13 protein-coding genes are annotated in these 15,371 nt (G+C 35.6%); 3 read left to right on the forward strand and 10 right to left on the reverse strand.

The features are described from left to right. Window positions 1–86: 86 nt before the first annotated feature. The 4 genes from AC3WSO_RS14635 to AC3WSO_RS14650 form a co-directional block, all read right to left on the reverse strand. Complete coding sequence (locus AC3WSO_RS14635) at window positions 87–644, reverse strand: carbon monoxide dehydrogenase (RefSeq protein ID WP_492531774.1); 558 nt, start codon at window positions 642–644, stop codon at window positions 87–89. Between the two features lie 436 nt (window positions 645–1,080). Next, window positions 1,081–2,358 (reverse strand): IS110 family RNA-guided transposase, encoded by a 1,278-nt coding sequence (locus AC3WSO_RS14640; RefSeq protein ID WP_492531776.1) that lies wholly within the window; start codon window positions 2,356–2,358, stop codon window positions 1,081–1,083. Between the two features lie 355 nt (window positions 2,359–2,713). Then, complete coding sequence (locus AC3WSO_RS14645) at window positions 2,714–3,982, reverse strand: MFS transporter (protein ID WP_492531778.1); 1,269 nt, start codon at window positions 3,980–3,982, stop codon at window positions 2,714–2,716. Window positions 3,983–4,273: 291 nt separating this feature from the next. After that, window positions 4,274–5,461 (reverse strand): MFS transporter, encoded by a 1,188-nt coding sequence (locus AC3WSO_RS14650; protein ID WP_492531780.1) that lies wholly within the window; start codon window positions 5,459–5,461, stop codon window positions 4,274–4,276. A 1,031-nt stretch (window positions 5,462–6,492) separates the two neighbouring features. On the opposite strand from AC3WSO_RS14650, the gene AC3WSO_RS14655 reads away from it, so the two are divergent. Next, window positions 6,493–7,518, forward strand: coding sequence for an S-layer homology domain-containing protein (locus tag AC3WSO_RS14655; protein ID WP_492531781.1), 1,026 nt, complete (start codon window positions 6,493–6,495; stop codon window positions 7,516–7,518). Window positions 7,519–7,827: 309 nt separating this feature from the next. On the opposite strand, the gene AC3WSO_RS14660 is transcribed toward AC3WSO_RS14655, so the two are convergent. Then, window positions 7,828–8,718: a LysR family transcriptional regulator gene (locus AC3WSO_RS14660; RefSeq protein WP_492531782.1), complete on the reverse strand. Its 891-nt coding sequence runs from the start codon at window positions 8,716–8,718 to the stop codon at window positions 7,828–7,830. Window positions 8,719–8,831: 113 nt separating this feature from the next. On the opposite strand from AC3WSO_RS14660, the gene AC3WSO_RS14665 reads away from it, so the two are divergent. Beyond that, window positions 8,832–9,401: a flavodoxin family protein gene (locus AC3WSO_RS14665; RefSeq protein ID WP_492531784.1), complete on the forward strand. Its 570-nt coding sequence runs from the start codon at window positions 8,832–8,834 to the stop codon at window positions 9,399–9,401. 338 nt (window positions 9,402–9,739) lie between these two features. Here AC3WSO_RS14665 and AC3WSO_RS14670 read toward each other — a convergent pair whose 3' ends face one another. Continuing rightward, the gene (locus AC3WSO_RS14670; RefSeq protein ID WP_492531786.1) at window positions 9,740–10,162 is read right to left on the reverse strand and encodes a pyridoxamine 5'-phosphate oxidase family protein; all 423 of its coding nucleotides are present in this window, start codon (window positions 10,160–10,162) and stop codon (window positions 9,740–9,742) included. Between the two features lie 160 nt (window positions 10,163–10,322). On the opposite strand from AC3WSO_RS14670, the gene AC3WSO_RS14675 reads away from it, so the two are divergent. Next, the gene (locus AC3WSO_RS14675) at window positions 10,323–10,949 is read left to right on the forward strand and encodes a YczE/YyaS/YitT family protein (protein ID WP_492531787.1); all 627 of its coding nucleotides are present in this window, start codon (window positions 10,323–10,325) and stop codon (window positions 10,947–10,949) included. A 140-nt stretch (window positions 10,950–11,089) separates the two neighbouring features. On the opposite strand, the gene AC3WSO_RS14680 is transcribed toward AC3WSO_RS14675, so the two are convergent. From AC3WSO_RS14680 to AC3WSO_RS14695, 4 genes are all read right to left on the reverse strand, one after another. Continuing rightward, complete coding sequence (locus AC3WSO_RS14680; protein WP_492531789.1) at window positions 11,090–11,725, reverse strand: 50S ribosomal protein L25/general stress protein Ctc; 636 nt, start codon at window positions 11,723–11,725, stop codon at window positions 11,090–11,092. Window positions 11,726–11,967: 242 nt separating this feature from the next. Beyond that, the gene (locus AC3WSO_RS14685) at window positions 11,968–13,257 is read right to left on the reverse strand and encodes an opine metallophore biosynthesis dehydrogenase (RefSeq protein WP_492531790.1); all 1,290 of its coding nucleotides are present in this window, start codon (window positions 13,255–13,257) and stop codon (window positions 11,968–11,970) included. Between the two features lie 24 nt (window positions 13,258–13,281). Beyond that, complete coding sequence (locus AC3WSO_RS14690) at window positions 13,282–14,073, reverse strand: SAM-dependent methyltransferase (RefSeq protein ID WP_492531792.1); 792 nt, start codon at window positions 14,071–14,073, stop codon at window positions 13,282–13,284. Between the two features lie 255 nt (window positions 14,074–14,328). Next, a complete protein-coding gene (locus tag AC3WSO_RS14695) occupies window positions 14,329–15,246 on the reverse strand; it encodes an S-layer homology domain-containing protein (protein ID WP_492531794.1) in 918 nt (305 codons plus the stop codon). Window positions 15,247–15,371: the final 125 nt, after the last annotated feature.

Raw genomic sequence — 15,371 nt, forward strand, 5'->3', positions numbered from 1 at the left:
AATCGTAAGAAAAGAGCTGCCAAAGCAACTAATTGATACCCCGTTAATTGAAGCAGAAGACAACTAAAGGACTTTAAATGAAGGAGTTAGTCAATTGAATTAGCTATTCTTACTAATATGTCAGGTATTTCTGTATTGGCTACTTTATTATATACCCCCAACATATATTGTAAATTATTCTTTTCAAAAACAAAAAAATTAAATAATCGGTCTTCGAAATAAATACCTTTGGTACCATCTCGAAGTGTAAACTCCTTACCATTTAAGTCCAGTTTATTTTTGAAGTTCAATTTATTTTTTTCGGGACGAATGTCAATTTTAAAAATATTTTCTCTTATATCTTTATTAACAAACCTAATTTCTAAGGAATCATTCACATTATAGTTCTTATCTTCAAAAAACCTTCCAAATTGATGTGTGAAAGAAATTGAAGGCAACATTTCGGGCAACTTTACATCACATTTAAAATGATTTTCAAATTCCTTTACTGCTTTTTTTACAGATTTATATCCAGCTTTTGTGAATCTTTCCTCAAAAGAAGGTGAAGTGTCGTTCGGATTTGCATTTACTATTCCGTAATTCAACCCACAAATACATATACTAAATAAAACCAATAGAAGTGGAATAATTTTATTCAATTTCATCACCCTAAATTATATTTAGGATTAGTGTGTCCTGTTCCGTTACATTAATTCCTTCTTCGACTATCCTCCCTCTATAAATATTGATGTATCAACGGTTTCCACCATTTCGTGATGAAGAAAAAATATTTTTCCACTTGATTTATGAACAGTATTTTTAATTTATAGTTATAATTTACAATCCGAGTGTACGCTTCGCTAAAACTAATGGAAATCATTAGCTTTTTAATCCACTATGTGATGCACAATGGATCTCTGCGATACTTATGACGACGTACCCTCCCATATCTCTTAGCGTCATTTGCGCTTACATTCCTTCGTTCGGTCTATTCATAAGGCAGAGGCCTGCTATGCTGCACCGGAGACTCATAGTCTGAGTTTAGTTATTTTGCTGGCTTCTCCGTGTCATCCTTTTTTTATAGTTCGATGAAAGAATTGATTACGCTGCCTCTGCGAGACAGTAGAGGTCATTCATCATATGTTGCTCGTTAAAAAAGACTTTCTTTTTGCATATGCCATGTAATACCTTCAGTAATTTACCACAGAGTATCACCATTGACTGCTTTCCCCTTAAGGGATTTTGTTGTCGCGTTGTGTAGTATTTATGAAGCTGTTTGAATGCTTCATTATGACGAATTAGCGGTACTATTACTTTAAATAAAGTGTTTCTAAGCTTCTTTCGTCCTCGTTTAGAGATATGTTTTTGTCCCTTATGTTGACCAGACGAGCTTTCACGTAATGTTAATCCCGCTAGTTTAATAAGTTGGCGTGGATTTTCATAAAGTGAGAAACTTCCTACTTCTGATAGTAAATCAACTATTGTCGCATCTCCTAAACCAGGAACTGAAGCCAGTATTTCATATTCCATTGTCGTTTGTACCATTTCTGCTAATTGATTATTTATAGTTTCAATTTCGGCTTCTAATAACCGATACTGACGTAAGAGCGTGGCGATTTCATGTTGGGCCATCTGTGTTCCTTCTGTCAGTCCGATAGAGTTTTTCGCGGCTTCAATAAGAAGCTTGGCTTTCGGTAACTGTGGGGCTCTCATTCCCTTTACCTGTCGGTAAAGAAAGACCAGCTCGTCAGCTGTTTTCTCTTTAATATCTTTTGGTAATGGCGTCATTTCTAGTGTTGCAAGTGCCATCTTCCCGAAATTAGGAAAAACTTGAGTAAACTCAGGAAAGTAGCGATCAAGCCAACGAATGATTCGGTTTTTGATACTAGCCAAATCCTCCGTCAATTTTGAACGAAGAGTAGAACCAATACGAAGCTCAGCTTCAATGTCTTTCAATATACGTGGATAGCTGAAACGTCCATCCTTTAATAAGCGAGCGATGACTAGTGCATCTTTTTTATCGTGCTTTGTCGGTAAGTTATCATCTAGTTCTTTCGAACGTCTTACGTGCATTGGATTCACCATGACAAGTGGGATTCCGTATTGATCTAAGAAATAGGCTAAGTTCATCCAGTAGTGGCCTGTAGGCTCAATCCCTATTATTACTTCAGTTTTATTAGCTTCCTTCATCGTTTGAAGGATCTTTCCATACAAGTTTTCAAAGCCTTCTTTCGATTGATGTACGGCAAAAGCCTTTTCTATTACTCGCCCGCGTTCATCGACAAAGCATGCGTAATGAATATGCTTGGCAATATCCATGCCAACGACGAGTGTATTTTCAGTAACTTGATTAATTTTATTATTCCATTTAAAATGCATAAAGGAGTCCTCCTTGTTTGATGATGGGTCAATGGTCGTTGACACTCATGCATCATACTAGAGGGCTCCTTTTCTTTCAAGACCTCGAACATCCTTCAAACAGGAATGCTGCACCGTCAGTACAATAAAGAAAAAAAGAGCTTAGTTATTTATTTATATTAAAAGGAAAAGGTTCTTTTAATTAACATTTCGGAGTACCCAATGCAAACAAAAGAACCTTAAATTAAGTTATTTTTTAATACAGTTTTATTTAAGTTTACTCTTAATTCTTGATTTCAAACTATGTTTTTAAAAAAGATTACACCGGTTACTTTTAAACTATTTAGTAACTATTTCTAGTATCATATAATTTATCTCAAGCTTTTTTTGACCAAATGACAACTGGAATAAGAATTAAGGATAAAAGCCCCCCTGCTAAAGATAGTGTCGCATAACTCGCATTAGCTACTACCATACCCGAAAGAGCACCACCTGAAGCTCCTGCTAGTGCAACTAAAACATCTATTTTCCCTTGCGTTTTTGCACGTGTAGAAGGCTCTGTCGAATCTACTATTTGTGCTGTACCACTAATTAAACCAAAGTTCCAGCCTAACCCAAGTAGAGTCAGAGCAACGATTAATAGAACCATAGAATCGCTTGGTGCGAATGCCGCTAGTAGACCAGCAAATAACAAAGTCACTCCGGAAGCAATACTCATGGTTGTTCGTCCAATTTTATCAACAAGAATACCAGTCACGAGCGACGGAAGATACATGGAACCTACATGAAATCCTATAACGATCCCAACCTCCGATAAACCATGACCATGATGTTTCATATGTACAGGTGTCATCGTCATTATAGCAACCATTACAATTTGAGTAAGTACCATAACCGTTGCACCGACTGTAAGACCTCTTTTATTGATAGCTTTTTCACTAAGAGATTCCGTCATATTTCCATATTCAGTCTCTCTTCTGTCCGCTTCTATCATTTTTGCAATTTCTAATGGATCCGGACGTAACATAATAAAAAGGACAAGACCTGCTAAGATAAATGCTGTTGCAGATAAGATAAATGGGCCCGCAAGCGCCGGAACACCAATGGAAACAGCAACTTCCCCCATAATTTCTACTAAATTCGGCCCTGCGACAGCCCCGAATGTTGTCATCACCATTGTTGTGCTGATAGCCGTTGCTCGTTGTTTATTATTGGCTAAATCTGTCCCTGCATATCGAGCCTGTAAATTTGTCGCAGTTCCTGCGCCATAGATTAGTAGAGAAACGAATAATAAAGTGACACTATTTATCATGGCAGCAATCACTACACCAATTGCACCGAGTCCTCCGACAATAAAACCTGTAGATAAACCTGTACGACGTCCATAACGTTGAGATATTTTTCCTACAATTAAAGCTGCACCCGCCGACCCTAAAGTAAATACAGCGGAAGGTACCCCTGCATAAGCATCCGTTCCCAGCATTTGTTGAGCTAAAAGAGCCCCTACCGTAATACCTGCTGCAAGCCCTGCCCCACCAAAAACTTGTGAGAGACTAACAACGAGTAGCACACGCTTATATAAACTCTTTAGCTTTTCAGGTGATTCTATATAAGTCTCTATCGGGTCTTGTGTTTTTCCAAACATCTTTCAATACCTTCTTTCTACTTATCTTAATGATTAAAACATAACCATTTTGTCAGCCCATTCGACGTAGATGTTTTATCAAGAAATCGCAATACTATTTAGAATTTTAATAAAAATACCATCTATTACTTTTCCATTCAACAAACCTGTCCTCGTTAGTCATAAAGTTCTTAGCAAAAGTTACCTTCCGTAGATCGCATCCTAAATATATTTCTATGTAAAATGTATATAAAACTTAATAAGAAGATAGAACTGTCAAAGTAGAATACAGATTTGACAGTTCTTTTTTAATTAATGCGCTTGCATTACAACATTCTTTTTCTTTGAGAATAGTAAAAAAGTGATCGTTAAACTTAAGCTGATTATACCAAAAACTAGTCCTAGTCCACTTAAACCAACTAAATCTAGCATCATGCCTGTTGACAATAAGACGATCTGAAAGATGACAGAATCAATCATATTACGGAATGAGAAAAATCGGCCATGAAAATCTTTTGGCACTTGCTTTTGAAAAATCACCATGGTCGTTGGGAAAAAACAGCCTACTGAAAAACCAAAAACGCCAAAAGCTACTAATGCAAAAAATTTAATATCTGATAAAAGTAGCATGAGCTCCATCGAACCGATGATAAACGCTAAAGTAAAGAGGAGTGTTCCAATTTTCACCCGCTCCGTAATCAATTTCAAACCAGCTGCACCAAGCATGAAACCAATGCCCTCAACTGTATACAATAATCCAGATATTGTCGTTGAATGATGAATCTCAGAAATTTTCATAATAACTAAATTAAAGGAACCTAAAAATAATGTTGGAATTAACATTAAAACAAGTGTCATTAAAACAATTGGGTGATCCTTCACCATCGGTAACACTTCTTTAAAGCTGCCCTTTTCCTTAGTTGCTAATGAGTGATTAACCATCTCATCTAATTGTAGGAAGTTCGTAATAACAAACATCAGAATATAGACAATAAATGAAATGATGTACAACCATTTCAACTCAAAGAAACTTAACATGAATCCCGCTGCAGCCGTACCAATAATCCTTGAAATCGTTCGGGCATTCATTTGCCAAGCATTAAGTGTGATTAGATCCTTATCCTTAACAATCATTGGAATAATAGATTGTAGAGCAGGCATATAAAAGGCTGCTGCTATTTGAAGCGTAATTAAAAAAAGAATCATCCATACAACCGAATTTGTAAAAAGTGCCATAAACATAAATAAAACACTTATAATTCGCCCTACACTTGCCCATTGTATAACTGTTTTTTTCTGCGAATTATCAATAATACGTCCTGCCAACGGACCTACTATTAAGCCCGCCAATATACCGCAAGAAATAATTAATGATTTGTGAAAGTCAGAGGGAACGACCTCTTGCATAAAAGCTAGATTGCCTATAATTCCAGCCCATAAGCCAAGACCAACAACAAATTCACCCAATAAAATAATCCATACATTCCGATTATGCCACATGCCGTATCTCCTTGTTGTTTCATTTATTAATTACTACATAGTAACAAAATTATAAATAATCGTACATAGTCGTTTTTCATAAGTAAGAACTATGCAGAAGTTTAGAGGCAAATGCAAAAAACACCGTTTGATTCCAGTATCAAACGATGTTTAGCTTTTTTGAATAAAGCTGACGGTAACTCATATTTAATTTATAATGATTTTCTAATAAGGCGCCGCCATCCTATCCAGAAAATAATAATCAACATACCCGCTCCGACAGACTCGGTAAGTTTCCAAAAAAGTATAAGAATCAGCAAAATAATTAACGGAAGAATCGTTAGCTTCAAATCATCCAATTCTTTCATGCGCGCACTCTTCTTTCTTACGAGACATAATTAGCATTCATAATACTTTCGCAAGTACAACTGATACTTACTTTCAAATTATTATTATTGTAAAATTTTAAAATAGAATATCTCCATAACGATGGATACTGCTTATCTTCATCATATTCTGAAGGAAGCATAATGGAAACCTCATATTTCGCTATTTTCATTTGATGATATTACATCCCAATTATTTAGTGCCTCTCCTTCTCAACACCTTCACCACAATCGATGTAGCCTTTCAGTAACATTTGATAGCGTAAGTCTTATAAAAAATATTCACTTTCACAAAAGAATTGCTAACATATTTAGCCTTTCGTAACTTTCAACTGATACTGACCAACTATTCGGCTAAAGAACGAGGCTAAAACTTGCTGAAATAACATACCAAACACTACTGGCATGATCGAAAGTATGTCGTAGCTACGACTACTCCTACAGCAATATTGCGCATCCCTCCTGTAAAAAAGAACATTGTAATAATACTTATACCCCTCCAAAGAAACTATTCAACATCTCTTTTTATTCCTTCTTTCCTAAATGAATCTCTTATAGGATTGCTCTCTCATTCTTTCTACTTAAAATAAACTAGAAAAATTTGCAGTTTTTAGCCATATCCTTCAAACTATTAATAGTACTAGAAAGAAAGGATGACAGAGACAATTGAAAAAATTAGTGTTCGCTTTATTGCTTTCCATACTTGTTGTGGCAAGTGGATACACTGTTCAAGCTGCTGGTTTTAAAGATGTGCCAGAAGATCACTATGCGTATGAAGCCATCCTGTGGGCAGAGGAATATGATATCGTTAATGGCTATGCAGATGGTACATTTAAGCCTAATGCAACAATCACAGAGCAACAATTCGCTAAACTACTTACTAATTTTTACGAGCTCGAATCACCTTATGATGAGCTAAAAAAACAAACCCCTCTAGCAAACTGGTCTGATGAGTTTTACAATCGACTTGCAAGCTATGGTGTTCCATTAAACGGATATTTCGATAACACTATTCGAGGAGCTAATGTGAAGCGCGGTGTTGTGGCACAAGCTATTACACATTTAGCTAATGGAAAAAGTGGATTAGATCAATCCATACAGTTTTTACTCGATTATTACATTTCTACTGGTCAAAACTTACAGTATGAAAACCGTAATATACAGAAGTTTTTTGGCGTGACAAACAATATGACGCGAGCTCAAGTTGTTACAATGCTCCACCGTATGGATGAAAGAAATTTTTATGAAATTTCGGAGGACGCACAAAAAATTCACGAAAATACGAGTAATGCTTCATTAAATACACGAGCAAAAAATGGCCAAAATCAGCTAGATAAAATAATGCAGTTGACAACACCTTCCAATAGTGCTTGGAATGGAACCTATTCGTATCACTATAAATGGGGGACAGGCTCAACTGATTTTAATCGCCGTGATGCCTATATTTCAAACGCAACAAGCAAAAGCTTTACTATTTTCATTACTGCCAATGATGGGACAGCTGCAGGGAGTGTCGATGGGACAGCGACGATTACGTCTAACACTAAGGCCGTGATGAATCAATCTTCAAACGGCAATCGATGTGTATTAGAATTTGAACGTCTTAATAATGCGCTTAAAATTACCGAGGTAGACTGCCCCAAAGAGCATGATGAAGGAACGAATTTTTCTGGGACTTTGAAGAAACAATAAATTCAACTGGAAGGACCTTTATAAATCACAATAATACTCTTCAATTGTGAAAAGAACTAAAAAGTGCGAAATGGATTAAAAAATTCATTCGCACTTTTTTGAATTTACGTCTTTGCCTTTTAACACGATGATTTTCCCTTTTCTATAAATGTAAGAATAGGATCTACACTTTTTTTGATACAGCTAAAGTATTGTAGAAAGAGATTACTTAGTCAGTAAACAAAAAGAAACCATTTTGATAAAAGAATTGTTCAAAATGGATCCTACAATTGTTTTTATTATAGAAGTCCGGGTACAAAATATATGCCCTTAAACCTTCTTATACATCTTCATAGCAATCTCTATAAAATCAGCGAGATACGGAGATATATGCTTATCCTTATGCCAAGCTATATCCGTAAAAATGTCTGCTAATTCCGTTGATGTAATCAGTTCTTGTAAACGGTGATTTTTCAGCTCTTTCTCCACCACCATTTTAGGTAAAAATGAAATACCTAAACCTGCCATCACACATTGCTTAATAGCTTCAATACTTGCAAATTCAATCATTTGTATTGGGAGCGCACCTTCCTGCCGTAGTTGTACTTCCAATTGATTACGGTAGGAGCAACCGTTCTCCGTCAGAAGCATCGTTTCATTTGAAAGTTGCTGTAAAGAAAATACTGGACTCTCCTCGTTACTATCAGTAGGTGCACTGACAAAAACTAATTGCTCTTGAATAAGTCGCTCACGATGTAACATAGGTGTTTCCTTATAGGCATCCGTAATAAATGCTATATCTAGATTGCCTGACTGTAATAAATCTTTAGCTATTTCTGTTGTATGTACCGGCTTAAAAATGATTTTTACTTGTGGATGAGATTTCTGAAATTGTTGTAAAACACACGGCAGACGGTATACACATTGACTTTCCTGTGCCCCTATTTTTAACACCGCTTGTGTTTGTTCATTTAATACAGCTTTTTTCATTTCCATATTTAAATCTAGCATTTTTTGGGCATACTGTTGTAATCGCTGGCCCTCCTCCGTAAGGGTAATGCGTTTGCCTAGCCGCTCAAAAAGGACTACGCCAAGCTCTTCTTCAAGCGATTTAATTTGTGCTGTAATACTTGATTGAGCATAATCTAGTAGCTGTGCTGTTTGCGTAAAACTTAACGTTTCTGAGGCCGTTAAAAACGTTTGCAGCTGTTTAATATCCATCTTTTCCACCCCTAAATCGTTTTTTTCGATACATTCCATCGAAACATTCAGCTTTATCGATAATAAACATAAGTTTACACTAGTTATAACCTGAGGGACAGAGGAGGATTTTTATGAACATTACCGTATTTATTGGTAGCTCTAGAGCCGATAGTAATAGTGAACAATTGGCTGATTATGTATTAGAGGGCTTACATCATAAAAAAATAGATCTAAAAAATTTATCGATCGAGCCTATTCACGATTTGCGCCATGATGATAATGGCTTTCAGTTTGTAGATGATGATTATGATCAAATTATCCATGCGCTTTTAACAAGTGACGTCGTTATTTTTGCCACACCGATCTATTGGTACAGCATGTCAGGAATAATGAAAAACATGGTGGATCGACTGAGTCATGCTATTCGAGATGAGCGTTTTCCACAACTAAAAGAAAAGCTACAAACTACCGAGGCGATTGTTCTTGCCGTCGGTGGTGATGCCCCATATATAAAGGGGCTACCAATGATTCAGCAATTCCAGTATATTTTTGACTTCTTAAAGATGCCGTTCTCCTCGTACATTATTGGAGAAGCAAACAAGCCCGGTGAGATACGTCACGATGAACAAGCACTGGCGCAGGCTTCTATTTTAAATAAGCAGTTAAAAGCACGTATCTATCCCATTAAAAAAACGACCTGAAAGCATTACGCTTTTAGGTCATTTCACTATGTTGAAACAAAATGATCGAGGAAATCTTAGTGAGAATTAATGCATCCAATTAAAAGTCTCCCTTCAGCTAAACGAGTGGTTGATAAAAGTGTATTTTGCTCTAAATGCAAGCAGGGACCACTTTTGGTTCATCACTCTATTCGTAGTGGTTTTTATAAACGTTTGAAACATAGACAAGAAAATTTAATATGATTGGACAATGATTTCGAAGAATCACTATTTATCCCACCTTTAGTTTTTAACTAAAAAACAAAAAAATAATGTGTACAGAATCAATAATCAGGCAGCAATCAAAAAACGACCACAGCTTAATGGTCGTTTGTAAATTCTAGCTCTTTAGGTGGATCGCCTTTTTTATTCATCAGGCGCATACGGATCGGCTCGATTTTTAATGTAATCATTTCATCTTGATTTCCAACGAAAATGCTTGTAAAAATCTCAGCCAACTTATTTTTTATTCCTTCCTCTAGAATTTCTGTTAGCTTTCCTTCAATTTCAACATACGTGTCACCAAAGCCTCCATTTTCGTATCCATATAAAATATGTGTATACGGGTTTTTGCGAAGCTCTTCCATTTTTTCAGAATGTTTATTTGTAACTGTATACAATACAAAATCTTCATGTTGGAATGTCATATAGCGTGAGTACGGTTTGCCATTCTCAACGGTTGCCATCGTTCCTATTTTTTCACGATTTAAAACTTCTAGTATTTCATCTCGCACAGAGGTCATATTATCTCATCCTTTCTTATCCATACTATTTTGTCCTTATTTAGCTTACCTAATCATATTTTTTTGAAAAATATGAATTGACAATATTCGGTTTATTTTTAAATCTATTGTTATAATAATTTGTTGAACAACATGAATTTTTAGAATGAGGGTTATAATAATGAAGCAAGCATTTTTCACACGATGTCTGTTCTTCTTAACGGGTATTTTGCTTTTATCCTTAGGTATAACATTGACAATTAAAGGTCAGATTTTCGGTGTTGGTTCATGGGATGTATTACATATTGGACTTGCTAAAACATTGGGATTAACTATTGGTACTTGGTCCATTCTCATCGGACTAGCCATAATAGCGTTTGATATAGTAATTACAAAGAAATTTCCACTGCCGGGTACGTTTATAGATATGTTTTTAGCAGGAATTTTTATTGATATTTTTAACTATTTGATTCCTGATATAGATGGTTTTTGGGTGCAACTTCTTTCATATGTATGTGGCTTACTATTACTTGGCTGGGGTTGCGGTATGTATATGGTGGCAAATTTAGGGATTGGTCCTCGTGATTCATTAATGCTTCTAATGGTTCATAAGCTTGGCTGGAGTGTCACACGCTCTCGAACAACTATGGAAGTAACTGTCGCTTTAATCGGCTTTTTACTAGGTGGACCTATCGGCGTTGGTACTGTGCTAATGGCTTTCGGACTCGGACCTATTGTACAGTTTGCTTTAACGTATAATGAAAAATTATTTATGAGATGGACTGGCGTGAAAAGCGCTGTAGTATAGGCTTACAAGACAATGCAAAAATGCATTGTCTTTTTTGTATGTAGTGACATATTTCCGTTATCGCAAATCTTTACAGCAGTTTATGCAATAAACAGCAAGGAACCACTTACAGCACGTGTAAGATGGCTCCTTTTTTGTTGCTATTCTTCTGACGCAGATGGATTTTTCCCAGTAGCCTCTATTACTTCAGGGGTCCCATCCACTATGTCGTCATCCTGTACATTTTCAGCGGCAGGAGGAGTAATTGTCACTAATGTATAGTCATCTTCCTGTAATATTTCAAAAGAGAACTTTTCGCGAATATCTCCTACATAAAGTGATGTCCCGATTGCTACATCAGTCACATCCACCTCTATTGTTTCAGGAATTTCTGACGGACTTACTTTTATGCGAACTTCACGATTAGGCTGTAATAGGAATCCACCATCAGCAACTCCAATAGCATGACCCGTAACCGTTACTGGAATATCAACCTCTAGTTCTTCGGCCATATTGATGGACTTGAAATCTACATGCTTAACATTGCCCTTTAACGCACAGCGTTGTACTTCTGTTAATACTGCGTTGACCCGTTTACCGTCTACATCTAATTGAAAGACATTTTTATTGCCGAATTGAGCTAACATTTTTGCAAATTGTCTGGCATCCAGTGATACCGCTGTGGATTCCATTTGGTAGCCATAAACAACGCCCGGAATAGCACCGTTCTGTCTAAGTTGAGTTAATGATGAATTACGCCCTTTATCGCGTTTTTTAACAGTTAAAACAGTATTCATCGTCTTTTCCCCTTTCATGGAAACTAGTCTCATAAAAGGTTTTGCCCGTTCTTATGATTTTTATACCTTTAGAATCTACTGTTCAATAAATATCTGTGGGTTGTAAACACCTACTCCATTCAAAAACAGAACATCGCCCTGTAAAATGACACTAAAATAAAACGTAACATATGTCCTTCATTCGTATACCATCCCCTAAACATTAGGTTGCCACCAAAATGTTCACCAGTATACACAGATTTTTATATTAATTCGTTACAAATCAGATTAATATCTTCTGAAAAGGTTTTTATTCTAAATGCTTCGGAAAAATTCATTTTCTCAGATGATGTTACAACTTGCTGGAGCTTATGTTCATACGTAAATATAAATTGATCAATCGTTGGACATTCAAGTTTTAAGGCTCTAGCTACCCCTTGAATAATTTTCAGACGATAGTAATCCTCTTTTGGCATTCGTGGGATATCCCATATACCTTCATGATTCATAAATATCTTTTTTATAGGCACAGCTGAAAAATCAAAGTATCTTCCCTCCTGATCGGGTTTAGAAAATGGATCAATCAATAACGATGCATAACGTATATACAGCAGATACTCCTGATGAATAGACTCCAGTTTTTCAAAATCTTCGATATCTTGTCGTGCTATACTTGACGGTTGTAATGAATAATTATTATCTACCATAAATTTCAAAAGGTTTAGAGGCCGAATATTGAAATGCCTTACTATTTTCATCATCTCTTTCCAGTGATTCAGTAAATGGCGAATCATTGTGTACGTAATTGGCCCCTCAGGATAAAGCTTATAAACATACTTTATAGTCTCTTGCTCTTCAAATATTGACTTTAGCGAAAAATCATTCATAAAGAGTGCTGGATGTACGTATAAAGAAATATTTCTTGTCTCTGCTTCTAATGGTGATGCTAAAACTTTCACTTGAATTCCTAACTGATAAAATAAATTGCTTAGCTTTGCCATATGTTCCGATTTTATTTGATTCGATCCAATATAAACTGTTTTCTTTATCCCAGTTGTTAACACTTCATTCGATGGCACACCGTTTAACCATCTAGTATCACCATAATATGTAGAAAAACTAATCACCTCAGCACAGGAAGATATCTGTTTTAAATAGTTAGAAATTAATTGATTCGAGCCAAATGTAGGAGAAATCAATATAATACACTTGGCTTGCTTCAAAACTTGGATATCAATTTGTGATAATACAGTTATATAGGCATCTGTAGTCACACTGAGAACAATGGTATCCCAATCTCCTGATATTGTATTATATCCTTTAAAAAGACAATCAATCACACATTCTCCAGCTGCAGACTGATGCTGTTTATTTTGTATATGTGCTTTAAGTGTACGTTGTTGTTTGATTGTTTTTTCAAAGAACATATTTGAACGTGAAGATTTTCGACCAGCAATCCCCACTTTGCTATCGAAATGATTTCTAAAATTAACAGCTAATTGAACAGATGTTGGCCCTGTTCCTAATAATAAAACCTTTTTGAAAAATGTCATATCATTCTCCTTATAATTTAGTATTTATACTTTTTGATATAAAACGATATCAAATACGCCTTGAGGGGCTGCAATTTGCTCGACTATACGCCATTTTGTTGCATCCACTGTTTCCATTGGGTAATTAAAAAGAGACTTTAATCCATTCCCATAACGCATCGCAATCATCACGTCCTTATTTGTTAAACCATGTAATTGTTCTAATATGTCATATTTACAGTTGACTGTTGAGCTAAAAATAATATGACTAATCTGTTGAATGGATTGGAGTTCATTCACTGACTTATTTTCAATCTGAATTGTATGATTTCCAAGTTTAGCAGCCACTTGCCTCCCCAACAGAATAGCTTCATCGTCAATATCAATACCCAAAACTTCTGCTCCTGTACGTTTAGAAATCGATAATAGTGTTATTGGAAACGAACCTGCCCCAACTACTAACACCTTTGATTTATTGGTAATAGGAAAGCCACTATGTTCTTTTTCAATGCAGCCCTCTATATTGCGAAAATAATCCGTCATCTCTTCGGTTTCATGTAAGTATTTCAAAGCCCAATATTTTTCCATTATTTTCACACAATCAGCAGACATTTTTCTTAACTTCTCGATTAATAGTGAGATTTCATATGTTTGTTTTACATTATGCCATTGATTTTCATTCTCACTGTTAGTTATAAAGGAAGAATAATCATCAATCACTTCCTCTAGTTCTGAATAATAACCTACCATTTGATCTTGATTATGTTTGTCAATTAAAAACCCAAGCTTAGAAACAAAGTAATGTAATTTATTTAATAAGGTTACTGGCTCTTTCACTTTTGTCACTTCCAATGCTTGTATATTAAAGTTCAAATTATTCCTTTGATTTCTCTCTGGCACCCCCAAATTTATAACTAGCCTGTTTACTGTTGTATGACTTATCTAGGTCATAATATAGATTGTATGTGGGTACCTCTTTTGTATAATACGTAATGCTAAAAAAATTCATGCTAATAGTGACAAATTCATTCGCTGAAAAAAACAACAAAAAAAGTCGAGAGACACAATGTCCTCGACTTATACTGACTAATATTATATTCTACCTGCAGCATCCAATGTCATCGCTAGCATTTTAGCAAACTCACCACGGGTAATAAATTGATTTGGTAATAAATTTGTATTGTCGTTTAGGGCACCGATCGCATACAAAGTCTCAGTATGACGCAATGCTTCCCCTTGAAGGTAGTAGCCATCTTGATAAGGTAAAATCACATATTCCTCCTCTTGGACAAAATCTACAGCATCTAATGTTCGACCAAGAATTAAAATTGCCTGCTGGCGTGTAATTTTTCCATTTGGATCAAATGTAGTTGGCGATTTACCGTTTATGATTCCTAAAGAATGTAAGGCGCCTACATAACCGTTATACCAAGATTTTTTGACATCAATGTCTTTGAATTGTTTTGTCGGTATTTGTTGAAAACTGAATGCACGAGTTAATAATGCACTAACCTGGGCACGTGTTAAAGAATCATTGACACCAAAATTATCGGCTGTTTTGCCTTGAACAATGCCCCTCTTTGATAAAGTAGTAATATACGAACTATATGATGATCTTCCTATATCACGAAAATGATTTGGCTGTGAATTATCAAATTTTAATTCTACATTATTGTGAATCGTTGCAATTACTCGGTCCTTTAAATCTCGATAAGCAACCGGCTCCATTGCTCCTTTTTTAGCAACTTGTTTTAAGACCCCATCCTGACCATTTTTAAAAATTTCTACTTCTAAGGGCTGACGGTTATTGACAATATTTGCTTTAACACTAAAAATATCTCCTTTTTCTGATGCATTAATTGTGGCACCATATGAAGAGTACACCGTCATATTTGGCGTTTTCATATGTACATAATTAGTTGGCTCTTGATAGGCATGTGCCTGCATTGGATTGACCAATGATATTCCTAGTAATCCTACCAATAGACCCTTTGATAATTTCCCTTTCATTTTATTGCTCCCTTCTTTCAATCTAACACTATCATACCGAATTTAACTATGTAAAAGAATACCATTTCCGACTAATTGTTCTATCGAAAAACTACACTTCAATAACAGGTCTAAAAGTGTAGTTC

The organism is Lysinibacillus sp. EB106-09-02-XG168, from assembly GCF_058791475.1.